Source organism: Pseudomonas tremae (assembly GCF_023278125.1).
GTDB classification, from domain to species: domain Bacteria; phylum Pseudomonadota; class Gammaproteobacteria; order Pseudomonadales; family Pseudomonadaceae; genus Aquipseudomonas; species Aquipseudomonas tremae.
Map to the genome: position 1 here is coordinate 3616164 of NZ_CP066270.1, position 21687 is coordinate 3637850.

The 21687-nt window shown below is 58.5% G+C and carries 17 protein-coding genes and 1 pseudogene; 14 read left to right on the forward strand and 4 right to left on the reverse strand.

Features of this window, described 5'->3' with window-relative positions:
- The first annotated feature begins 217 nt into the window (after window positions 1-217).
- The 14 genes and pseudogenes from I9H09_RS16325 to I9H09_RS27235 all read left to right on the forward strand — a co-directional run bounded on the left by I9H09_RS16325 (window position 218) and on the right by I9H09_RS27235 (window position 18577).
- Window positions 218-577 carry a hypothetical protein gene (locus tag I9H09_RS16325; RefSeq protein ID WP_122347597.1) on the forward strand — a complete coding sequence of 120 codons (360 nt, stop codon included), beginning with the start codon at window positions 218-220 and terminating at the stop codon, window positions 575-577.
- 41 nt (window positions 578-618) lie between these two features.
- Window positions 619-1368, forward strand: a complete 750-nt coding sequence (locus I9H09_RS16330) for an amidohydrolase family protein (RefSeq protein ID WP_122347596.1) — start codon at window positions 619-621, stop codon at window positions 1366-1368.
- A 190-nt stretch (window positions 1369-1558) separates the two neighbouring features.
- A complete protein-coding gene (locus I9H09_RS16335) occupies window positions 1559-2518 on the forward strand; it encodes an AAA family ATPase (RefSeq protein WP_002554476.1) in 960 nt (319 codons plus the stop codon).
- Window positions 2519-2522: 4 nt separating this feature from the next.
- The gene (locus I9H09_RS16340; protein ID WP_005892391.1) at window positions 2523-3467 is read left to right on the forward strand and encodes a DUF58 domain-containing protein; all 945 of its coding nucleotides are present in this window, start codon (window positions 2523-2525) and stop codon (window positions 3465-3467) included.
- Window positions 3464-3958, forward strand: a complete 495-nt coding sequence (locus I9H09_RS16345) for a DUF4381 domain-containing protein (protein ID WP_005892389.1) — start codon at window positions 3464-3466, stop codon at window positions 3956-3958. The genes I9H09_RS16340 and I9H09_RS16345 overlap by 4 nt, the downstream gene beginning before the upstream one ends.
- A complete protein-coding gene (locus I9H09_RS16350; RefSeq protein WP_024669746.1) occupies window positions 3951-5009 on the forward strand; it encodes a vWA domain-containing protein in 1059 nt (352 codons plus the stop codon). Before I9H09_RS16345 ends, I9H09_RS16350 begins: the two co-directional genes overlap by 8 nt.
- Window positions 5006-6724 carry a VWA domain-containing protein gene (locus I9H09_RS16355; protein WP_054997229.1) on the forward strand — a complete coding sequence of 573 codons (1719 nt, stop codon included), beginning with the start codon at window positions 5006-5008 and terminating at the stop codon, window positions 6722-6724. The genes I9H09_RS16350 and I9H09_RS16355 overlap by 4 nt, the downstream gene beginning before the upstream one ends.
- Window positions 6721-8379, forward strand: a complete 1659-nt coding sequence (locus I9H09_RS16360; protein WP_024669744.1) for a BatD family protein — start codon at window positions 6721-6723, stop codon at window positions 8377-8379. Before I9H09_RS16355 ends, I9H09_RS16360 begins: the two co-directional genes overlap by 4 nt.
- A gap of 42 nt (window positions 8380-8421) precedes the next feature.
- Window positions 8422-9666 carry an exonuclease SbcCD subunit D C-terminal domain-containing protein gene (locus tag I9H09_RS16365; protein ID WP_054997228.1) on the forward strand — a complete coding sequence of 415 codons (1245 nt, stop codon included), beginning with the start codon at window positions 8422-8424 and terminating at the stop codon, window positions 9664-9666.
- Complete coding sequence (locus I9H09_RS16370; RefSeq protein ID WP_236502388.1) at window positions 9663-13310, forward strand: AAA family ATPase; 3648 nt, start codon at window positions 9663-9665, stop codon at window positions 13308-13310. Before I9H09_RS16365 ends, I9H09_RS16370 begins: the two co-directional genes overlap by 4 nt.
- The gene (locus I9H09_RS16375; RefSeq protein ID WP_122312689.1) at window positions 13307-13912 is read left to right on the forward strand and encodes a glutathione S-transferase; all 606 of its coding nucleotides are present in this window, start codon (window positions 13307-13309) and stop codon (window positions 13910-13912) included. The genes I9H09_RS16370 and I9H09_RS16375 overlap by 4 nt, the downstream gene beginning before the upstream one ends.
- Before the next feature lie 540 nt (window positions 13913-14452).
- A complete protein-coding gene (locus I9H09_RS16380) occupies window positions 14453-17380 on the forward strand; it encodes an aldehyde dehydrogenase family protein (protein ID WP_122323678.1) in 2928 nt (975 codons plus the stop codon).
- 39 nt (window positions 17381-17419) lie between these two features.
- A pseudogene (locus I9H09_RS27230) lies at window positions 17420-17950 on the forward strand (MFS transporter); the annotation flags it as partial.
- A gap of 87 nt (window positions 17951-18037) precedes the next feature.
- Window positions 18038-18577, forward strand: coding sequence for an MFS transporter (locus I9H09_RS27235; protein ID WP_412535492.1), 540 nt, complete (start codon window positions 18038-18040; stop codon window positions 18575-18577).
- Window positions 18578-18636: 59 nt separating this feature from the next.
- Here I9H09_RS27235 and I9H09_RS16390 read toward each other — a convergent pair whose 3' ends face one another.
- From I9H09_RS16390 to araD1, 4 genes are all read right to left on the reverse strand, one after another.
- A complete protein-coding gene (locus I9H09_RS16390) occupies window positions 18637-18819 on the reverse strand; it encodes a hypothetical protein (protein WP_005892360.1) in 183 nt (60 codons plus the stop codon).
- A 178-nt stretch (window positions 18820-18997) separates the two neighbouring features.
- Complete coding sequence (locus I9H09_RS16395; RefSeq protein ID WP_005892358.1) at window positions 18998-20170, reverse strand: lactonase family protein; 1173 nt, start codon at window positions 20168-20170, stop codon at window positions 18998-19000.
- Window positions 20171-20248: 78 nt separating this feature from the next.
- Complete coding sequence (locus tag I9H09_RS16400; protein ID WP_024689847.1) at window positions 20249-20533, reverse strand: DUF5629 family protein; 285 nt, start codon at window positions 20531-20533, stop codon at window positions 20249-20251.
- Between the two features lie 137 nt (window positions 20534-20670).
- Window positions 20671-21663 carry an AraD1 family protein gene (gene araD1 / locus I9H09_RS16405; protein WP_122323675.1) on the reverse strand — a complete coding sequence of 331 codons (993 nt, stop codon included), beginning with the start codon at window positions 21661-21663 and terminating at the stop codon, window positions 20671-20673.
- Window positions 21664-21687: the final 24 nt, after the last annotated feature.

The following is a 21687-nucleotide window of genomic DNA, read 5'->3' on the forward strand; positions in this document are numbered from 1 at the left end:
ATGCGGGGATAAAAAAACGTACACATGGCGGACACCGTACACCACTCGTCTGCCATGCAGCTTAACGAGAGCTGACCGCACACTGCTTACGAAGCTGCGACATATTCGGTCATCGACCCACGCTAAGATACGCGCAGCAGTGCCAACACAGGCCGACAATTCGGGGCCGGTGCTGGCAAAACCCACCTTACGCCCGCTCAACAGCACTGGAAAACACATGCAAATCAAGACGGTCACCCTCATCGCCAACGCCTGCGACGACGAATACGACAACATGGCACTGCTGTGCTGCCACGGAGAAGGCGGCGATCTGTTCTCCCTGACCCGTTTCCCGGATGAAAATGAAGTGGAAATAACCGTCGGCGATGACACATCGCACAACGTCTCCAACCTGAAAGTCACCTTCGGCGCCCAGCGTCTGCTGGTGGAAATCGCACCCGCAGACGCCAGGCAACTGAAGGGCCACGAACAATTCGAAATCATCCACGGTACAGACGCGGACGAACTGGCAGAGGTTCACAGAACGTTACACATCATCATGACCAACGTGGGTGAATACGTCAGCGCAGTCGATTGACGAGAAAAAGCCGCTAGAGTGAGGACTTCTACATCAAGGAGCTGACCATGATCTTCGATGCCCACTGCCACATCATCGACCCGCGCTTCTCCTTGATCGCCAATAACGGTTATCTACCGGACCCGTTCGGGGTCAGCGACTACCTGGCGAGCGTCAAACCGCTGGGTGTTCAGGGTGGCGCGGTGGTGTCCGGCTCCTTTCAAGGCTTCGATCAAGGCTATCTGCTCGCCGCGCTGAACAGCCTCGGCCCAGCCTTCGTAGGCGTTACCCAGTTGCCGGCCAGCGTGACCGATACCGAACTGGATACCCTGAATGCGGCCGGGGTGCGTGCGCTGCGCTTCAACCTGAAACGTGGCGGTTCTGAACAACTCGACCAGCTTGAAGCCCTCGCCCTGCGCGCTCATGAGCGCGTTGGCTGGCATTCGGAACTGTACATAGACTCTCGTGAGCTGGCTGAAATAGAAGCGCGTTTGCTTAGATTGCCGGCAATCAGCATTGATCATCTTGGATTGAGCGCCGAAGGACTGTCCGTCGTGCTGCGATTGGCCGAACGCGGCGTGCGGGTCAAAGCCTGCGGCTTCGGTCGCGTGGACTTCCCTGTTCGAGACGCGCTCAGAGACATTCATGCCGCCAACCCCTGCGCCCTGATGTTTGGCACCGACCTGCCATCGACCCGGGCGCTGCGTCCTTTCCAGGCCGACGATATCGAGTTGCTGACAGATGCATTAGGCGAAAATGGCGCCCGGCAGGCTCTTTGGGAAAACGCGACAAACTTCTATCGTCTGGGATGAAAGCGCTGCCAGCCCTACGCGATGTCGACAAAACACGTAGGACAATTCTTAAATAAGTGACGTACCAGTCTCTAAATGCGATAAAAAACGCTGGAGCCGTTAGTCGATACCTGCCTGGATGGATTAAAGTATCGCCCCCAGCTCAGCGGTCACCCGACACAGCTGATAATCCTGCCAGGAACCGTCACCGATGGAGCATCGTGAAGCGCTGATAGCGCTGCGAACATTTCTTTCAACGCAGATCCTGGGCCAGGAAAAGCTGATCGAACGCCTGCTCATTGCCCTGCTCGCGGACGGCCACATGCTGGTCGAAGGCGCCCCTGGTCTGGCCAAGACCAAGGCCATCAAGGAACTGGCGGAAGGCATCGAAGCGCAGTTCCACCGCATCCAGTTCACCCCCGACCTGCTGCCCGCCGACATCACCGGCACGGAAATCTACCGTCCCGAAACCGGCAGTTTCGTGTTCCAGCAAGGGCCTATCTTCCACAACCTGGTGCTGGCGGACGAAATCAACCGTGCCCCGGCCAAGGTCCAGTCGGCGCTGCTTGAAGCCATGGCCGAGCGGCAGGTCAGCGTCGGTCGCAGCACCTATGACCTGTCTCCCCTGTTTCTGGTTATGGCGACCCAGAACCCTATCGAGCAGGAAGGCACTTACCCACTGCCCGAAGCCCAGCTCGACCGCTTTCTGATGCACGTCAAGATCGGCTTCCCGGATGCGGCCGTCGAACGCAAGATCCTTCAGCAGGCCCGTGGGGAAGCCCTCAATGGCGAAACCAAACCTGAACGCCGGGTCAGCCAGCAGGCGATCTTTGCCGCACGCAAGGAAATCCTCGGGCTTTACATGGCCGATGCGGTCGAGGAATACCTGGTGCAGCTGGTCATGGCTACCCGCACGCCCGCCAAATTCGACCCAGAACTCGCCGAATGGATTGCCTACGGGGCTAGCCCGCGCGGCTCCATTTCGCTGGACCGCTGTGCCCGCGCCCATGCCTGGCTGGCCGGACGCGACTTCGTCAGCCCCGAGGACATTCAGGCGGTGCTGTTCGATGTGCTGCGCCACAGGATCATCCTGTCGTTCGAAGCCGAAGCCGCAGGTATCGATCAGGATCGTGTGATTCAGCGCATCCTCGACGTCGTGGCCGTCGCCTGACCCCATGCAACCCTATCTGATCCCCCAACCGGGCATCCGCGTCAGCCTCAGCGATCTGATCGAGATGCGTCATCGGGTGCGGGAAGTGCAGCTGTTTTCAACACCCGGCAGGCGCAGCCCGTTGATCGGCCTGCACCACTCCAAGCTGCGCGGTCGTGGCGTGGATTTCGATCAGGTGCGGGTCTATCAGGCGGGTGACGACGTGCGCAGCATCGACTGGCGCGTGACCGCACGCACTCAGGAGCCGCACACCAAACTGTTCCATGAAGAACGTGAGCGGCCCATTTTCATTCTGGTGGAACAAAGCCGGCGATTATTTTTCGGCTCGGGCCTGATGTTCAAATCGGTGCTGGCCGCCCAGGCTGCTGCGCTGATCGGCTGGGCCGCGCTCGAACACAACGACCGGGTCGGCGGGCTGGTTTTCGGCGATGACGAGCACTACGAAATCAAACCACGGCGCAGCAAACAGAGCCTGCTGCAACTGCTCAACCGGCTGGTGCGGGTCAATCAGTCACTGCACACCGAAACCCCGCCGAACCGCGATGCCTTCGGTACTGCGCTACGCCGCGCCAGGGAAGTGCTGCGGCCCGGCAGCCTGGTGATCGTGCTATGCGACGAGCGCGCCTTGTCCGAGGCAGCCGAACAACAGCTGAGCCTCTTGTCCCGCCATAGCGACCTGCTGTTGCTGCCGCTCTCCGACCCGCTGGATCGCGCCCTGCCCGCTGCCGGCCTGCTGCGTTTTGCCGAACGCGGCGCGCAACTGGAGCTCGACACCCTCAACCCCGAACTGCGTCGAGCTTACCGGCAACAGGGCGAGGACCGTTCCGCACGCTGGGAACTGCTGGCGCAGAAGCTGCGGGTATTGCTCATGCCATTGAGCACCCAGGCCGAGCTTGTTGAGCAATTGCGCGAATACCTCAATGCGCAGCGCCCGGTGAAACGTAAATGAACCCGCTGGATCAGCTACAGCCGTTGATTGCCCCAGAGGCCGTTGGCTTCTGGCCGCCCGCGCCGGGCTGGTGGTTGCTGTTGCTGCTGATCCCTGCTGCGGGATGGGGCCTGTGGCGGTTGCGCAGGCTGCTGCCGATCAAGACAGGCAACGTGCGCAGCGAGCAACCGCTGGACCCGGTTCGTGTCGCGGCCCTCGCGGAGCTGGCCAACCTGCCCAAACCCTACGACGGCGCCCCGGCTGGCGCGTGGTTGCAACAGATCAACGGGCTGCTCAAACGCCTGTGCCGCAACCACTACCCGCACAGCCAGAGCCACACCCTCAATGGCCGCAAATGGCTGGCTTTTCTCGACAACCGCTGTCCGGCGGCGGGCCTGACACGCTGGATGATTCTGGTCGAAGGCGCTTACAAGCCGGAATGCAAACTGGACGACAAGGCCATCACCGGCCTGACCCAGGCGGTCGATACCTGGATTCGCAAACATGTTTGAGTTCGCCTGGCTCTGGGTCTTTGCCCTGCTGCCGCTGCCGTGGCTGATGCGTGCCGTGCTGCCGGCCGCCGACAGCGGCGAACCCGCACTCAACGTCAGCTTTCTCAACGAACTCGAAGGGCTCAGCGGACGTCGCGCCAAGGCCAATCTGCCTGTATGGCGCCAACGTGCGCCATTCCTGCTCATCTGGCTGTTGTTGTTGATCGCGGCGGCACGGCCCCAATGGCTGGGCGAACCGCTGCCAGTGGCTGCAAGCGGACGCGACCTGTTGGTGGCGGTCGACGTGTCAGGTTCCATGGACTACCCCGACATGCAGTGGAAAAACGACGAGGTCAGCCGACTGGTGCTGGTTCAGCAACTGCTCGGTGACTTTCTCGAAAGCCGCAAGGGTGACCGGGTCGGGCTGATTCTGTTTGGCACTCAGGCGTTTCTTCAAGCCCCGCTGACCTACGACCGACAGACCGTAAGGGTCTGGCTCGATGAGGCAAAAATAGGCATCGCCGGCAAGAATACCGCTGTTGGCGACGCCATAGGCCTGGCCCTGAAACGCCTGCGCATGCGGCCTGCCAACAGCCGCGTATTGGTGCTGGTCACCGATGGCGCCAACAATGCCGGTCAGATCGACCCGCTCACCGCCGCACGACTGGCAGCCGACGAAGGCGTGAAAATCTACACAATCGGCATCGGCTCGGACCCTGAAAAAAACGCGTTGCAGAGTGCGCTCGGCTTGAGCGCCAGCCTTGATCTGGATGAGCCGACCCTCAAGGAGATTGCCCGGCTGAGCGGTGGTCAGTATTTCCGTGCTCGCGACGGCGACCAGTTGGAAAAGATCCGCGTCACCCTCGACTCACTGGAACCTGTCGCTCAACAGCCGACCCAGGCGCGTCCCGCGCTGGCGCTTTATCAATGGCCGCTGGCGGCCGCAGTGCTGCTGAGCGTGCTGTTGGTATTGCGGGCACTGTGGCCAAACAATGCACTGCAACGTCTGCTGACAATTGCCCGCTCCATTGACTGGCGTGAACGCTTCAGACGCCTTTGGAGACCGCAATGACTGCCGCTCTCTGGCCACACTGGCTTCGTCCCGAATGGCTGCTGCTCATGCCATTGCTGGCGCTGCTGATATGGCGCCTGTGGCATCGGCAGAAGCGCGCAGGACGCTGGCAGATGCTCCTGCCAACCCAGTTTCATGCCGTGCTGCTCAGCGGCGGGCGCGGCAGCAACAGCAAATTACCGTGGATCGCACTGGGGCTGGCGTGGCTGCTGGCGCTGTTTGCCCTGCTCGGCCCTGGCTGGCAGCGTGTCGAGCAAATCAGCCAGAAACCGGTGGACCCGCTGGTGGTGATACTGGAACTGACCCCACAGATGCTCGCCACCGATACATCGCCGACCCGCCTGGAACAGGCGCGACGCAAACTGCTGGACCTGCTGCAAAAACGCAGCGATGCGCAGACTGCAATCGTCGTCTATGCAGGCAGCGCGCATACGCTGGTGCCACTGTCCGATGACCTGGTCACAAGTCATAACCTGCTGGAAGCCATCAGACCGTCGATCATGCCCGTCACCGGCCAGCGTGCCGACCTGGCGGTACACAAGGCGCTGCACTTGCTCAAACAGGGCGCGCTGGGTCAGGGCCGTATCCTGTTGATCACCTCTTCGTTGAGCGAAACGGAACGTCAGGGCATACGTGAAGCGCTACGCGGGCGCTCGCCGCCGCTACTGATTCTTGGCGTCGGCACCGCTGAAGGCGCGCCGGTGACTCAGGAAAACGGCAGCCTGCTCAAGGACGATCAAGGCGCAATCATGGTGCCGCGTCTGGACAGCAAGAGCCTTGGCGAATTCGCCGATCAGGTCGATGGCAGCTATCATCAGGCACGAAATGATGAAGAGGACCTGCGCAGCCTAGGGCTGTTGACCAGCCCGCAACATGTACGCAGCGATGGTCAGGTCGTCCAGCTTGATACCTGGGCTGATCAGGGGCACTGGTTTGTGCTGGCGCTGCTGCTGATTGCAGCACTGGCTGGTCGGCGCGGCTGGCTATTCTGCCTGCCATTGATGTTCGTGTTTCCGCAAAACAGCCAGGCGTTCGAGTTTCAGGACCTGTGGCTGCGTCCGGATCAACAGGGCCAGCGACTGCTGGAGCAGCATCGACCGGCCGAGGCCGCGCAGCGCTTTGAGGACCCGCGCTGGAAAGGCGTGGCGCTCTACGAAGCGCAAGACTACGCCAGTGCCGCCCAGCAGTTCGCCCAGGGCACACTTGCACAGGATCATTACAATCGCGGCAACGCCTTGGCTCACAGTGGCGAGCTGGAAGCGGCATTGGACGCCTACGAACAGGCGCTGGATCGCCAGCCGGATTTCCCCGCTGCACAAAGCAATCGCGCACTGGTGCAAAACCTGCTTGATCAGGCAAATGTGCAAAAACCTGCGCAGGACGAACAGAACAAGGCCGATCAGGGCGAAGAAGGCCAGCAGGCGTCACAAGATCCGAACAGCAGCGCGGCGCCCGCCGACCAGACCCCGTCCCGCTCGGATCAACCCGGCACCAGCGAGAGCCTGCCGCCGGATACCAGCGGTCAGGCGACCGCTGGCGATACGACGGATGATGAGCCAGCTACCCGCCCGCCGAACCAAAGCGCCGACAGCCCCATGACAGGCGAGCGGCGTCAGGAGCTGGAGCAGTGGCTGAGGCAGATTCCGGACGATCCGGGCGAACTGCTACGGCGCAAATTTCGCTACGAACAGCAACATCAGGAAAAGACCCGATGAGTCGCGTGTACACCTTACTGACCGGTCTGTTGCTGAGCCTGGTCGCCTTGTCGCTGCAGGCCGCGCAATTGACAGCCAGCGTTGATCGCACGCGCCTGAACGCCGGAGAAACTGTCGAGCTGACGCTGGAAACCGACGACGTCACGCAGTTTGGCAAACCCGACATGAGCCCGCTCAACGACAGCTTCGAGGTGCGCGACACTCGTCAGCTCAACAGCCTGAGAACCCTGGACGGCAGCAGTCAGGCAACGACGCGCTGGCTTGTCACTCTGTTGCCGCGCGCAACCGGCAGCGTGGTCATACCCGCGCTGCAACTGGGGGAGTTGAAAAGCCAGCCTCTGACGCTGCAAGTCATGCAGAGCGCCCCCACTGAGTCGAGTAACAAGCTGGCCCCTATCTTCATCGAAGCGAGCCTGGACCAGGACAGCGTCTATGTTCAGGCGCAGGCCGTTCTGACCGTACGGGTCTACCACTCGGTGTCTCTGTTTGACGACAGCAGCCTGAGCCCCCTGCAAGTACCGGACGCGCGGGTCGAGAAACTGGGTGATTCACGCACCTACGAAAAGCTGATCAATGGGGTCCGCCACGGCGTGATCGAAACACGCTACGCGATCTATCCACAGCAGAGCGGTCTGCTGAACATCCCCGCGCAGGTCTTCAGCGCCACGCTGGTGCAGGCGCCTGCTGAAGGTTCCCAGGGCCAGGATGCCAATCCGTTCGGTCCACAGCCGGGCAAGCTGATGCGGGTCAAATCCGCCGAGGTGCCGCTGACGGTCAAACCCAAGCCTGCCAGCTATCCCGCCGACACCCCCTGGCTGCCGGCACGCAGCATCAGCCTCGAAGAGAACTGGAGCCCGGAGCCCGGCACTTCTCAGGTCGGCGACTCGCTGACCCGGACCCTGACCCTCAAGGCGGAAGGGCTGGCCGGCGCGCAACTGCCTCCACTGCCGCCCACCGAAGTGCCTGGCCTGCGGCGCTATCCGGACCAGCCGCAACTGCGCAACCTGCCCAGCGAGCGCGGCCTGATCGGCACCCGTGAAGAACGCGAAGCGCTGGTGCCCGGTCGGGCCGGTGCGATTGACCTGCCGGCAGTCGAAGTCACCTGGTGGAACACCCGCGAAGATTATCTGGAACACACCAGCCTGCCGGCGCGAACGCTGCAGATCAGCGCCAACCCCGGTCTGGCCGTAGACACACCCGTGAGCAGCGACATGGGCGGCGTAACAGTAATCGGCCCGCCGGTCTGGCCGTGGCAACTGAGCACGCTGCTGCTCGCCTGCACCACACTGCTGGGCTTTGCGTTGTGGTGGCGGGCCCGTGGCCAGCCGGCGATCGCCAGGACCGTGCAGACCGGGCCCAGCCCACGTAGCGTACTGGATGATCTCAAGCGCGCCTGCATGGCCAACGACCCGCAGGGCACTCGCCAGGCGCTCGATGCATGGGCGCGTCAACAGCCGGAAACCCTGGCCGAAATGGCCGCGCGCTTTGTGCCGCTCTCCGATGCGCTGGACGGTCTGAACGGTGCGCTGTACAGCGAGACCGGCAAACTGTGGCTGGGCGAAGACCTCTGGCGTGCTGTGCGCAAGCTGCCCGCCGCCGAACATATTCAGGACCCGGCAGGCGATGCCGGGTTGCCGCCGCTGTATCCCAAGTGAGGATGCAACGCAGGCAACACCTCTACATCACAAGGTAAACCAATGCGTCTGTTTCACACTTCCGACTGGCATCTGGGCCAGAACCTGCACGGTCAGGAGCGGGATTTCGAACACGCCTGCTTTCTGACCTGGCTGCTGGCCCGACTGGCCGAACGACAACCTGATGTGCTGCTGATCGCGGGCGATATTTTCGACACAGTCAACCCGCCGGTCAAAGCCCAGGAGCGCCTCTACGACTTCATCGTCAACGCCCACGAGCAACAGCCACTGCTGACTATCGTGATGATCGCGGGCAACCACGACTCCGGGTCGCGCATCGAACTGCCCGCACCGCTGATGCGCAGCCTGCGCACGCACGCGCTGGGCAGGGTGATGTGGCTGAACGATGGCGTGCTGGATGCCGAGCGCCTGCTCCTGCCGTTGCCTGACGCCAAGGGCGACATCAAGGCCTGGTGCCTGGCGCTGCCCTTCCTGCGCCCTGCCGAAGTCACCGGCCCGACGCTGGGCGATGATTACCTGCGTGGCATCGGCCGGGTTCATGAGTTGCTCATCGAGGCAGCCAATCTCAAGCGCCAGCCAGGGCAGGCGCTGATCGCCATCAGCCACGCGCACATGGCGGGCGGGTCGGTTTCGGAAGACTCCGAGCGCAGCCTGATCATCGGCAACGCCGAAGCCCTTCCCGCCAGCCTCTTCGGGTCAAGTATCACCTACGTCGCGCTGGGGCATCTGCACAAGCCTCAGCGTGTCAATGGCGAAGAACGTATCCGCTACAGCGGCTCGCCGATCCCGTTGTCATTTTCGGAAATCGGTTACCAGCATCAGATTCTCGAGATTAACTGCGACGGCGAAACCCTGACCAGCGTCGAGCCCTTTCTGATCCCGCGAGCCGTCAACCTGCAACGTCTTGGGCCTTCGCAACTGGCCGAACTGCTGGTGCAGCTCAAGGCACTGCCGGACGTCGACCTGCTCGCTGATCCGGATCGTCAGCCGTGGCTGGAAGTGCGCGTGCGCCTGGACGAACCGCAGCCGGACCTGCGCAACCAGATCGAAACCGCGCTGCAGGGCAAAGCCGTGCGACTGGTGCGCATCGGTGCCGAGTACGCTGGCAAAGGCAGTGTCGACGGCAGCGAAAACGACGCGGCACTGATCGAGCTTGACCAGCTCACTCCTCAGGAATTGTTCAGCCGTGCCTGGCAGGACAACTATGGCAGCGAGGTGGACGAACAGACCCTCACCGATTTCGCCACATTGCTGCGTGAAGTCCAGCAAGAGAGCGAACAGTCATGAAAATTCTTGCCATTCGCCTGAAAAACCTCGCGTCGCTGGCGGGTCCGTTCGAACTGGATTTCACCGCAGAACCGTTGGCCAGTGCCGGATTGTTCGCCATCACCGGCCCTACCGGCGCGGGTAAAAGTACCCTGCTCGACGCTTTGTGCCTGGCGCTGTTCGGGGCCATTCCGCGGCTGAGCAATATCGGCCAGTCCAAGGTCCCGGACATCGACGGAGACATCACCACCAGCGACCCGCGCACCTTGCTGCGCCGTGGCACCGGCAGCGGGTATGCCGAGGTGGATTTCATCGGCATCGATCAGCGCCGCTACCGCGCCCGCTGGGAAACCAACCGCGCACGCGACAACGCGACCAAGAAGCTGCAGGCCAGCCGCCAGATACTGACCGATCTGGACAGCGAGCAGGTCCTCAGCAACCAGAGCAAGCGTGAGTTCGAACAACTCATCGAAAACCGCCTGGGCTTGAACTTCGAACAGTTCACGCGTGCCGTCATGCTTGCCCAGAGTGAGTTCAGCGCGTTCCTGAAAGCAGATGACAAGGAACGCAGCGAACTGCTGGAAAAGCTCACCAACACTGTAATCTACAGCCAGCTCGGCCGGCGTGCCTACAGCAAAAGCAAGGAAGCAGAAGAAGCGCTGAAAACCCTGACCGCCCAGGCCAGCAACATTATCCCGCTGGCCCCGGAGCAACTGGTCGAGCTTGAACAGCGCCTTGCCAATGCACAGCAGCAGCTCAAGGCCCATCAAGCACAACAACGCCAGTTGGAACTCAAGCAGCAGTGGCTGATCGAGCTGCACCGCCTGCGTGACGAACAACTCGCGGCTCAGGAAAGCCTGACCCGTACGCAACAGTCCTGGGACGAGCGCAGCGCTGAGCGTCAGACTCTCGGCCAGCTGGAACGCCTGGACCCACAGCGACACCGTTTTGCCCGACGCTTGACCCTGAACGCCCTACTCACCCCGTTAGCTGAACAAATTCGACAGTTTCAGGCACAGCAAACTGCTCTGCAAAGCCAGCAACAGCAGCTGGAAACCCGGCGCACCGAGGCCCAGGCCAGCCTGCTGGCCGCCCAGCAGGCGCACGGTTTGGCAAAACCGCTGCTGCAACAGGCCTTTGACGCGCAGAACACCCTGAACCATCTGGCTCAGGAACTGGCCAAGGCTGCCGATTTACATCAGCAAACCGGACAACTGTGCGCTGAAGGTCAGGCCAGCCTGCAAACCTTGCTTGATAAGCAGCAACAGGTGGCACAGCGCCTCGAGCGTATCGCCACGCAGCTGGAGCAGAGCAGCGAACTGGCCCCGCTGGCGCAGGCGTGGAGCGCGTGGCGTGACCGTTTGAAGTCCCTGACCCTGATCGCCAATCGGCTAAGGCATGGGCAAAGCGAACTGCCTGCCCTGCAACAACGTGCCAGCGACGCCGACCAACAGTTGACCGAACAGCGCCAGACGCTGGAATTGCTGTACCGCGAAGCCGACTGTGAAGTCGATGCGGTGACCGAGCAGGTGCAGATCCTCGGCAGCCTGTTGCAGGACAATCGCAAACAACAACGCGCATTCGAAGACCTTGCGCGTTTGTGGGCCAGTCAACAGGAAGTGGACCATCAGTTTGCCGAGCTGGCTCAGCAACAGCTGGGTGCCCAGCAGCAACGCGAGCAGCTCAACACCGAGGGCATTCGCGTTCGCGACGAATTGACCGTCGCCGAACAGACCCTCAGCGTCACCCGGCAACTGCTGGAGCGTCAGCGTCTGGCCCGTAGCGCCAGTGTCGAAGAGTTGCGCGTGCAATTGCAGGACGACCAGCCCTGCCCGGTCTGCGGCAGCGTCGAACATCCCTGGCATCAGCCCGAGGCGCTGCTGCAAAGCCTTACCCACCATGACGACAACGAACAAGCCGGCGCGCAGAAAGCCGTCGACCTGCTGACCGAGCAACGTAATCATCTGCGCGAACAGGTCGGCGGCGTGATCGCCCGACAGAAAGAGCTGCTGCGCCAGCACGAGCAACTGACCCTGCGTCATCAGGCCCTGATGCCAGACCTTGAAGCGCATCCGCTTGCCGCTCAATTGCTGGATCGCGACCCGGACAAACGAGACGATTGGCTGAGCCAGCAACTGAGACAGTTGAACGACGTCATCGCGCGTGATGAGCAGCGTCAGGAGGCCTTGCTGACCTTGCAGAAAGACGCTGCGCGTTTGCAGCAGCAGCTCCAGACTGCGGCAGAAGCCAGCCAGACAGCTGCGCATCATGTCGCCGAACAACTCAAGCAACTGGACGTCGACCAACAGCGTCTGGAAGAAGAACTGACTGCGTTCACGCCACTGGTGTCGCCGCAGGTACTCGAAGGCCTGCGCAACGATGCCTCGGCAACGGTCATGCAGCTTGAACAGCAAGTGACTCAGCGGCTGGACCAGTTGGAGCAGCAGAACGAAGAGCAGCAGGAACAGCGCGAACGTCAGCAGAAGATCGAGAAAGAACAGATCGAGCAACAGGCCCGTCTGCAACGCCAGACCGAGCTGGCGCTGGACGTCACCCGGCTCGGCGAACAGCGCCAGGCCCGTCAGCAGACACTTGCCGATTTACTGGGCGACCATGCCACCGCCGAGCAATGGCAGCAGACCCTGGAAAACAGCATCGAGCAGGCACGTCAAGCCGAAGCATCGGCCGCCCAGACGCTTCAGGATCTGCACGGTAAGCTGATTCAACTGGCCGCCGAACTCAAATCGGGAATGCATCAGCAGCAGACTTTGCAGGATGAACTGGCGCAGCTCGACGTTCAGATCGGTGAATGGCGTGCTCAGCATCCGCAACTGGACGACGCGGCTCTCGACACTCTGCTGACTTACGATGACGCACATGTCGAACAACTGCGTCAGCAATTGCAGAGCATCGAAAAGAACCTGGAACAGGATAAGGTCTTACTCCAGGAGCGGGATCAGCGCCTGCAACAGCATCAGGCCCAGCACAGCGACTTGAGCGACGCCGGGCAACTGACCGCCGAGCTGCAAGGGGCTCAGGAGCAACTGGCACAAAGTGAACAGCATTGTGCGGACCTGCGCGCCGAACTCAGTGAAGACCAGCGCCGGAGAAACGCCAACAGCGAGCTTCAGGCGCGCATCACCGAAGCCAACGACGAATACCTGCGCTGGGCACGACTGGCGGCACTGATCGGCTCTGCCGAAGGCGACCGATTTCGCAAGATCGCTCAGGCCTACAACCTTGATCTGCTGGTCCATCATGCCAATGCACAGCTCAAGCAACTGGTGCGGCGCTACCGCCTGAAACGCGGCGGCAGCATGCTTGGCCTGCTGGTCATGGACACCGAGATGGGCGACGAACTGCGCTCGGTCCACTCGCTCTCGGGTGGGGAAACCTTCCTCGTCTCGCTGGCGCTGGCACTGGGCCTGGCGTCGATGGCCTCCAGCACCTTGCGCATCGAATCCCTGTTCATCGACGAAGGCTTCGGCAGCCTGGATCCGGAATCACTGCAATTGGCGATGGACGCGCTGGACGGCTTGCAGGCACAGGGCCGCAAAGTCGGCGTGATCTCCCATGTGCAGGAAATGCACGAACGTATTCCGGTGCAGATCAAGGTACGTCGTCAGGGCAATGGGTTGAGCACGATTGAGGTAGGCAGTACATGACGCCGGTGCTGTACTCCTTCCGCCGTTGCCCCTATGCCATGCGTGCACGCATGGCATTGCATTACGCAGACTGCGTGGTGGATGTCCATGAAGTCAGCCTGAAAGCCAAGCCCGCCGAGATGCTGGAGCGATCGCCGAAGGGCACCGTCCCGGTTCTGGTGCTTGAAGACTGGGTGATCGAGCAGAGCCTGGACATTATGCGCTGGGCACTTGCCCAACAAGACCCTGATGACTGGCTATTGGCGAATGATCCCCAAGGGCCAACGCAAATCGCAGCTTTGATCACAGAGAATGATGAGGTCTTCAAGCTGCATCTGGACCGCTATAAATATTCGGTGCGCTACCCCGAGCACTCACCGCAACATTATCGCGAGCAGGGTGAAGTGTTCCTGCAAATCCTGGAACACCGACTGCAATCGCAAAGGTTTCTGGTCAGCGAACACCTGACACTGGCCGACGTCGCCATCGCCCCTTTCATACGACAGTTTTGCTTTGTTGATCCGGAGTGGTTCGAACAAAGTCTGTACCCTGCCCTGCGAGCCTGGTTGCAGCGGTTATTGCGGTCTGAGTTATTTGCAGTCGTGATGAGCATCAAGGTGTGATGAGAACGACAACTTATTAATTCATACATCGTCATTAGCGCGAGACAATGCGGAATTTGACAGATGGCAGCAGGTGACCTATTTTATTTCCGTGAAATGCATCGATCGACGAAAGACGCTCATGCAATTCCAAGCAGGCTCAGGGAGCCATATGCTTACAAGGAGCGGTGGGTACAGAGTGTTCACTATCTGTTACCTATCAGTAATAGAGGAAAGCAAATTTATTTAGAATAGATTTGCCAGTGTTTGGTTGTGACCTTTCTATGCCTTTGACACGCACCTGCGCACGCTTCAATAAACATGCCCACCCAGGCAACGCCCCGGCTGATGGCCGCGCTGCGAGCAGCCTTCTCCGCTGTATTTTATTTGCATTTACATTCTCCCCTCATCCTTAAAAGTCTGATCCGTTATCAGAGAGCTGCTGCGGTGCCAACAATCGATTGGGTAGTTTGCCTTGCCTGATGTCTTTGAGCACCCCTCTCAAACTGGGCGTCATCGCACCGAACATATTTACTGATTGGTTACACAGGAGTCCGCATCATGTGGTGGAAGCATATTGCCCAAAAAATTCAGGAAAGAACTGCCGACGATAACAGTATCGTTGCAATGGGCGCAGGTTTCGGGCCCTCAGGGTTCCCCCACATAGGCACGTTATGTGAAGTGCTGCGGGTAAGCATTGTGAAGACAGCATTTGAAAGACTTTCGGGTAAAGAAACTCGCCTGTTTATTATCTCCGACGACATGGATGCATTAAGGAAGATACCTGCGACTTTCCCAAAGACTGTGTCCCTTGAAAATTACCTGGGTGTACCTTTATGCGACATAGCCGATCCCTTTCAGCAAGCGTCCAGCCTATCAGCAGGTATCAATAAGCGCCTCGACAGCGCATTAGCGCCTTACACACTCGATTATCAATTAATTGAGAACAGCTCACTTTATCGGTCGGGCTACTACAACACGACGATCAGAAAATTCCTGCTGCAGATGGACACGCTCAATCAGGTCATTGCCTCACGCCTCGGAGTGAACCGTAGAAAAAGCTACAGCCTATTTATGCCCATCTCGCGTCATTCTGGCCGTGTCATTGAACACCTTGTCATCCAGAGCGTGGATCTGAGCCGTGGAGAGATTGTCTATACCATTCCACCTGACTTACTGATCAATCGCCCTGGCGAAGAATACAGCATCACATCTCAGGAATACTATGCAGACGAACCGATTGGCGAGAACATCACCGTTTCTGTACTGGACGGTCACTGTAAACTGCAGTGGAAAGCCGATTGGGCTATGCGATTGATCCACCGTAATACCGCTTTTGAAATGCATGGCGAGGACCTGACAGACTCAGCCAATACGGTGCGTGATATCTGCAAGGTCTTAGGTGTACAACCTCCACTTCTGATGAGGTACGGCCTGTTCACAGATATGACTGGGCATAAAATATCCAAGAGCAAAGGTAACGGTTTCTCGCTGAATCAGGTCAGCCGCTACATGCCAGAAGAAGCGCTGCAACATTTCATGTTCAACAACCCTTATCGGACCACTCGATTCCACCCTGAGGTTTCTGTAAAGGCATATGACAGCTACCGTGCTGACCATGCACGCCTAGACAAGGATCAGCCTGACAACCCGATTAACTATTTTCATCGTATTCCGGCCCATGCTAAACGCTTAACCACCTACCGAACGATGATGAATATTTTCACCGCCTGCCACCCTGAAGACCTTGATACCGCCTACCACTACTTGCTCAAGCACGAAAAAACCAGGCACGACATTATTAATGATGACACCTTTGCGACAGTGATAGAAAAAGCATTTGCATATTATAAAGACGTCATCGCGCCTGCGTATCGTCCGCGTCTGTTGGATACACAGTCAGCCGCCTTACTGCACTCGTTTTCAGCGCAATTAAAGCGCCTTGATGTAAAAAACAAGTTCATCACCTGCCTGCTGCTCAAACCGATAGTTGACAGTGTTGGATTTCGCTGTCAACGGGATGCCTACAAAACGATATATGCGTGCCTGTTTGGAGACGAACATGGTCCCCGACTTGCTGAATATATCAACTTTCTGGGGGTGCAGGCTTTTTGTAAAAAACTTGACTCAAGGATCCAACAAGCTGCTCATGATAGGGAGTATGACCCGATGAAAGAAGACACACACGCGAGCCAGGAAGCCTTGCAAATGTCCGATGCAGCGAACCATACGGCCAAATCCGAAACGTTAAACACATCGGATCAAGCGCCGGAAGCTATCGATTTTGACGAGATTAAGGCACGCGCAGAAGCGTATGCACTACACTTAAGAAGCCATAGCGAGTCTATCGCAGAAAGCCTTTCCGGCTTTGAATGCTACAACGTGGCAGTGGATGAAATAGAACGCTGTATCGAGTTCCTGGAAAATATTGAGTTGAACAGATCATTCTTTGAGCGCCGGGTGAACTGTGTCACAAGCTACCTGCCACTCAATCAGCCAATTTACGCAACGACGTGCTTTGGCATTATTCCTTCGCTACTGGCCCGCTCAGCATGGCTTCGGCCTCCAACGGCCATGCACCCGCATTATAAAAAATTGCTGAATCCGTTAAAACTCGACCACTTCTTTCCCAACTTACATGTCTCTTTTGCCGACAAAGATACGTTTGTTAGTCAAACCGCAGCGATCTCGGACGCGGTGATTTTTACCGGCACCCCGGAAAATGCAGCCAAGGTCAGAAAATCTTACTTGAAACGGACGCTCTTCATTCTTAACGGCGCAGGTCATAACCCCTTGGTAGTGGCAGCCGATGCCTGCATCACGACGGCCGTGGAAAGCGCTTTGAGAGTCGTATTATATAACCAAGGCCAGGATTGCGCTGGGCCTAATAGTATTATGGTGCACGTTGAGGCCTACCCTGAATTCATTCGACAGCTGCGCAAAGAACTGACCCGGTGTGAAGGCCTTGTAGGCGATTACAAGCGCAAGAAAAATATTGTCGGACCCAACAGTGATCCCGACCATACGCTGAAAGTCATGAAAATGTTCAGAGACTGTCGTGAACACTGCACCTATGGTGGCGAAATAAACCCTGTCAGCGGGTTGATCAGACCGACAATGTTCGAGCGACCCTTATCTTTAGGCGGCAACTACAAAGAGTTTTTTGCACCCGTATTTTTTGTACAACGTTATAGCGACGATGCTGAACTGGCGTCCTATTTTGAACACCCACTTTACTCACCAAACTCTATGTACATCTCCCTGTTTGGCAGCAGCGATTATATCAGCGGCCTCATTGAGCAAGGAAAACACGACCCCTGCACAGTGCTAAGTAATACCGACCTGCACATTGTCGAAAAGGGTTACGCCCCTTATGGTGGACAGGGTGTCGCGGCCTCGTGTCTTTATGTAAACGGCGTGCGCATCGCCAAACCGACCTTACCGCAACGTGATATCCACGAACATCTGGTTGCGCACCCACACCACTAACGTGGCTTTCAATGACCCAGTCAGTCAGAGGCATGAGTGATGAACAGAGTGTTGTTGGCGGCGCTTATCCTCGGCGTCTCCATTGTCGGTTTGAGCATTGGTTCGACCGTACCGGTGGTGGCGTTGCGCCTTTACCAGGCAGGGGCATCAAATGTACACATAGGCATCATGTCTGCGCTGCCGGCGGCGGGGATGATGTTATCAGCATTTATTGTGGAACGGCTCTGCAAACACTTGAGCCGCCGCCATATCTACCTGTATTGCTTCAGCCTTTCCACACTGAGTATTGCTGCACTGGAAGTGCTTCCCTCATCGCTGGAAATTCTGGCAGTCGCCAGGCTGACGATGGGGCTGGCAGCGGGGACCATCATTATTCTGGGAGAGTCATGGGTCAATGAAATTGCCATGGACTCGTACCGGGGGAGGATTGTCGCGATCTACACGACATGCTTCACGGTCTTTCAGCTGCTTGGGCCAGCGATGGTGTCAGTGTTTGGCACTGCCGGAGCGCAGGTGAACGGCGTAGTCATCGCCGGACACTTTGTAGCGCTGGCGGTTATCTGGTTCATTCTACCCAGCCACATGACCGGGCCGGGTGACAGCAAAGACAAAACATTCTCGGTACTTGGCTTTATTCAAGTCGCACCCGCCTTGTGCATGGGAATCATTTTTTTCTCGTTTTTCGACAGCGTCATTCTATCGCTGTTCCCGGTTTATGCTGCTGACCATGGCTATACGATCAAACTCGCGGCATTGATGGTGACCGTTATCCTGCTGGGAGACGCGATGTTTCAGTTTCCACTGGGCTGGCTGTCGGACAAAGTTTCAAGGCCTGCGGTTTATCTTGGATGTGGCGTACTGTCTCTGGTCATCGGAATGAGCATGTCCTGGTTGATGAATTACCCGTTGCTCATATGGCCATGTCTAGCAGTGCTGGGTGCAGTGGCAGGCGGTGTTTATACCTTGGCAATCATTCTCATCGGCGAGAAGTTCACGGGCCGAGACCTGATAACCGCCAATGCAAGTGCGGGCCTCCTATGGGGAGTAGGTAGCTTACTCGGCCCTTTGGTCAGCGGAGTAGTAATGACAGGCAACGCAAATGGCCTGCCATTGACACTATCAGCAGCAGCACTACTGTTCGTCTTCTTTGCGCTGCAGTTGCTGAGGAAAACCGCTCGGGTCAAGGCATTGCTATAAGTGTAAGTACAATGGAGGCCTAACACTCACTGAGGCAATGCACCTGACTCACAATCAACTCACTGGGCGGTTTTGTGATCCAGAGCGGCGTAAAAGTTGGCGCTTTGCTGCAGGTATTTAGTGGTGTAGGTCTGGGTGGCGTGAGCTTTCTTGTCGCTTACTTCCACACTTGCGCTGGCGGGCAACACGACGCTTGCCGAAATGGCTGATGCAGCGATGATGGAGAAAAGATTGAAGTTCATGTCGGTCACCCCTCGTTGTCTGTCTGTGCATGGGTTTGAAGCGTTGGCCGTCTTTGGCCGTGACTCAAACTTACGCCCGAGGGGTGGCTCAGCAGAAATCTTTTGTAGCACTAACCCATATCACCAAGAATGATAACGGCTCCAGCCCCTGACTCTGGAGGGCTGAAGCCGACGGGGCTTACTTGTCAGTCAGAAAATACAGATACGACGGTGTATCCACATCGAGTTTCTGCACCGTGTCGCCGAGCATCCCGCTTTGCGGATCGCGGCGTACGGTCACGATCTGGTTGCTCTTCTGATTGGCAAACAGCATGAACTTGCCGGTCGGGTCAAAGGCAAATTCGCGAGGCTCCTTGCCTTCGAGGGAACGACGCTGAATTTCTTCAAGCTTGCCGCTGGCCTGATCGATCCGGAACACCACGACCTGATTGGCTTCACCACGATTGGTCACATACAGAAACTTGCCATCCGGCGAGGTGTGCAAGGCGCCTCCACCGTTTTTCTGCTCAACACCTTTGTTCTTCAAATCGACCAGTTGGGTCTGCTTGAAGACACCGTCATGGTAGTCAAACACGGCGACCTGGGCGGTCATCTCCAGCACCAGCCAGGCATGTTTGCCATCAGCACTGAACAGGGTATGGCGTGGTCCTGTACCGCCTGGCAACTGCACGAAAGGCTCTTTGGCTGGCTGCAGCGGCTTGGTCTGGCTGGCGTCGTAGCGGTACACGAACAGCTTGTCGGCGCCCAGGTCGGCAGTCACCACATACTTGTCATCCGGGGTCGGCACGGCCAGATGCACATGCGACGACATCTGCCGCTCACTGTCGACCTTGCTTCCAGGCCCCAGCGGCAGGACCTGAACGGCCTCGCTCAACTTGCCGTCCTTGCCCACTGGCACCACTGTCAGCGCGCCACCGGGGTCAGGGTTTACTGCGTAGTTGGCAACGAACAGGTAGCGACCGTCGCGGCTCAGACTGGAGTGCGTGGGTTCTTCGCCACGGCTTTGGACCTGATTGACGGGCGTTATCTGACGGGTTTTCGGGTCGATGGCAAAGCTGCTGACCTTGCCGATCACATCCTTCTGGCCCGGTCCGTTCTCGTTGACCGCGAACAGATAACGCTGGTCTCGAGATAACGTCAGCCAGGAAGGGTTATCGGATTTGACGACCTGCAGCGGCTTGGCGTCGATCATCCCGGTTTCGCTATTGAAGCCAAAACGGTAGATCCCTTCACTCTTTCCTTGTGTGTAGGAACCCATCAGCAACTCAGTGTCGGGCATAGGCTGGGCCTGCAGGGAAAATGCGCTCATGGCACTGGCAATCGCCAGCCATGGCAGAAGTTTATGGGGCATGGGGGCATCCATCTTGTTATCGAATGTAGTGCCTGTTACGGCACTGTCGGGTCTATGACAGCGCCAGCCCGCATTTAATCAATCCTGCGCAGAATCATCTTCGTCCGAAGGGGTGAAAGCGTCGAGGCAGATGATCCGGTGATCGGCATTGCCATCGTTGACGACCCAGCTTTGCAGGGATTCATCGAATGTTGCAGCTTCGACCTGGGCTTTGCTGAAACGCCATACCTTGCGCTCGCGGCCGTCCATGCATTCAACGTTCAGTTCATCACCCAAGGAGAAGTCCCAGGCGTGCAGACCGTCGATTTCCAGCATGGTGGTGGCTTCGAGGGCGGCGAGCAGCGTGGTTGGCGAAGTGGTCATGATGGTTATCCTGCCTGCAAAAGCGCGAATGATAGGGCAAAGGCAGGGGGAGATACACCGCTGATCGCCTTGCTACTCGGTCAAGAGCGCACAGAACGGCATGCCAGCGCGGGACGCCGGCATGCCGAAGACCAGCATCACAATTTACCGATACCGCCGGGCTGAAACACCACTTCGCTCGGTGCCAGGCCGTTGATCAGCGGCTGACCGAATTCGGCCTGGCTGACCTCGAAGCGATCCCCCGGCTGAGTGCGCACGCCATCGGCAAACGACAGGGTCGCGGTGCCGAAAAAATGCACATGGACGTCGCCGGGCCTGAGGAACTGGGCGTATTTGAAATGGTGGTATTCGAGGTTTTCCAGGCTGTGGCACATGTTCGCTTCGCCGCTGAGAAATTCCTTTTCCCACAGCACCTTGCCGTCACGCCAGATGCGGCTGGTGCCCGTCAGGCTTTGTGGCAAATCGCCCACACGCAACTCCGGCCCGAACGAACAGGCGCGCAGCTTCGAATGCGCCAGATACAGGTAGTTGCGACGTTCCATGACGTGGTCGGAGTACTCGTTGCCAATGGCGAAACCCAGACGATAAGGCTTGCGATCATGGCCGATCACATACAACCCACTCAGCTCCGGTTCCTCGCCGCCATCTTCGGCAAACGGAGGCAGTGAAAACGAGTGGCCCGGACGCACGACAATGCTGCCATCGCCCTTGTAGAACCACTCCGGTTGCACACCGGCCTGCCCCGCCGCTGGCTTGCCGCCTTCAACGCCCCATTTGAAGATGCGCATGGTGTCAGTCATCGACGCCTCATCACCGGCCTGCTGGTGCATCTTGTCGCGCGCCGACGCGCTGCCGAGGTGAGTCAGCCCGGTGCCACTGACCAACACGTGCGCCGGATCAGGATGGTCTAGCGGCGGCAGGATGCGCAGGTCACTCAGCAGTTGCGAATAATCATGAGTTTCGCCAACGCCACGCTGTTCGACCTGATGCGCCAGCACAGAGCCCGCCTCGATAGCCGCCAATGCCAACTCGCGGACACTCTCGACCCCCTGCACTTCACGCACCTGATCACCGTCGACCAGCCCGACACGGCGCTGACCATTGCTCAATTCAAACTGTACTAACCGCATGAAAATCTCCTTCCAGAATAGTGG

Coding starts and splice junctions, on each gene's coding strand:
- I9H09_RS16340 (WP_005892391.1), top strand. CDS start 2,523: ATGCAACCCTATCTGATCCCCCAACCGGGCATCCGCGTCAGCCTCAGC.
- I9H09_RS16355 (WP_054997229.1), top strand. CDS start 5,006: ATGACTGCCGCTCTCTGGCCACACTGGCTTCGTCCCGAATGGCTGCTG.
- I9H09_RS16395 (WP_005892358.1), bottom strand. CDS start 20,170: ATGCCCCATAAACTTCTGCCATGGCTGGCGATTGCCAGTGCCATGAGC.
- I9H09_RS16380 (WP_122323678.1), top strand. CDS start 14,453: ATGTGGTGGAAGCATATTGCCCAAAAAATTCAGGAAAGAACTGCCGAC.
- I9H09_RS16375 (WP_122312689.1), top strand. CDS start 13,307: ATGACGCCGGTGCTGTACTCCTTCCGCCGTTGCCCCTATGCCATGCGT.
- I9H09_RS16400 (WP_024689847.1), bottom strand. CDS start 20,533: ATGACCACTTCGCCAACCACGCTGCTCGCCGCCCTCGAAGCCACCACC.
- I9H09_RS16370 (WP_236502388.1), top strand. CDS start 9,663: ATGAAAATTCTTGCCATTCGCCTGAAAAACCTCGCGTCGCTGGCGGGT.
- I9H09_RS16350 (WP_024669746.1), top strand. CDS start 3,951: ATGTTTGAGTTCGCCTGGCTCTGGGTCTTTGCCCTGCTGCCGCTGCCG.
- araD1 (WP_122323675.1), bottom strand. CDS start 21,663: ATGCGGTTAGTACAGTTTGAATTGAGCAATGGTCAGCGCCGTGTCGGG.
- I9H09_RS16360 (WP_024669744.1), top strand. CDS start 6,721: ATGAGTCGCGTGTACACCTTACTGACCGGTCTGTTGCTGAGCCTGGTC.
- I9H09_RS16335 (WP_002554476.1), top strand. CDS start 1,559: ATGGAGCATCGTGAAGCGCTGATAGCGCTGCGAACATTTCTTTCAACG.
- I9H09_RS16365 (WP_054997228.1), top strand. CDS start 8,422: ATGCGTCTGTTTCACACTTCCGACTGGCATCTGGGCCAGAACCTGCAC.
- I9H09_RS16345 (WP_005892389.1), top strand. CDS start 3,464: ATGAACCCGCTGGATCAGCTACAGCCGTTGATTGCCCCAGAGGCCGTT.
- I9H09_RS16390 (WP_005892360.1), bottom strand. CDS start 18,819: ATGAACTTCAATCTTTTCTCCATCATCGCTGCATCAGCCATTTCGGCA.
- I9H09_RS16325 (WP_122347597.1), top strand. CDS start 218: ATGCAAATCAAGACGGTCACCCTCATCGCCAACGCCTGCGACGACGAA.
- I9H09_RS27235 (WP_412535492.1), top strand. CDS start 18,038: ATGGGAATCATTTTTTTCTCGTTTTTCGACAGCGTCATTCTATCGCTG.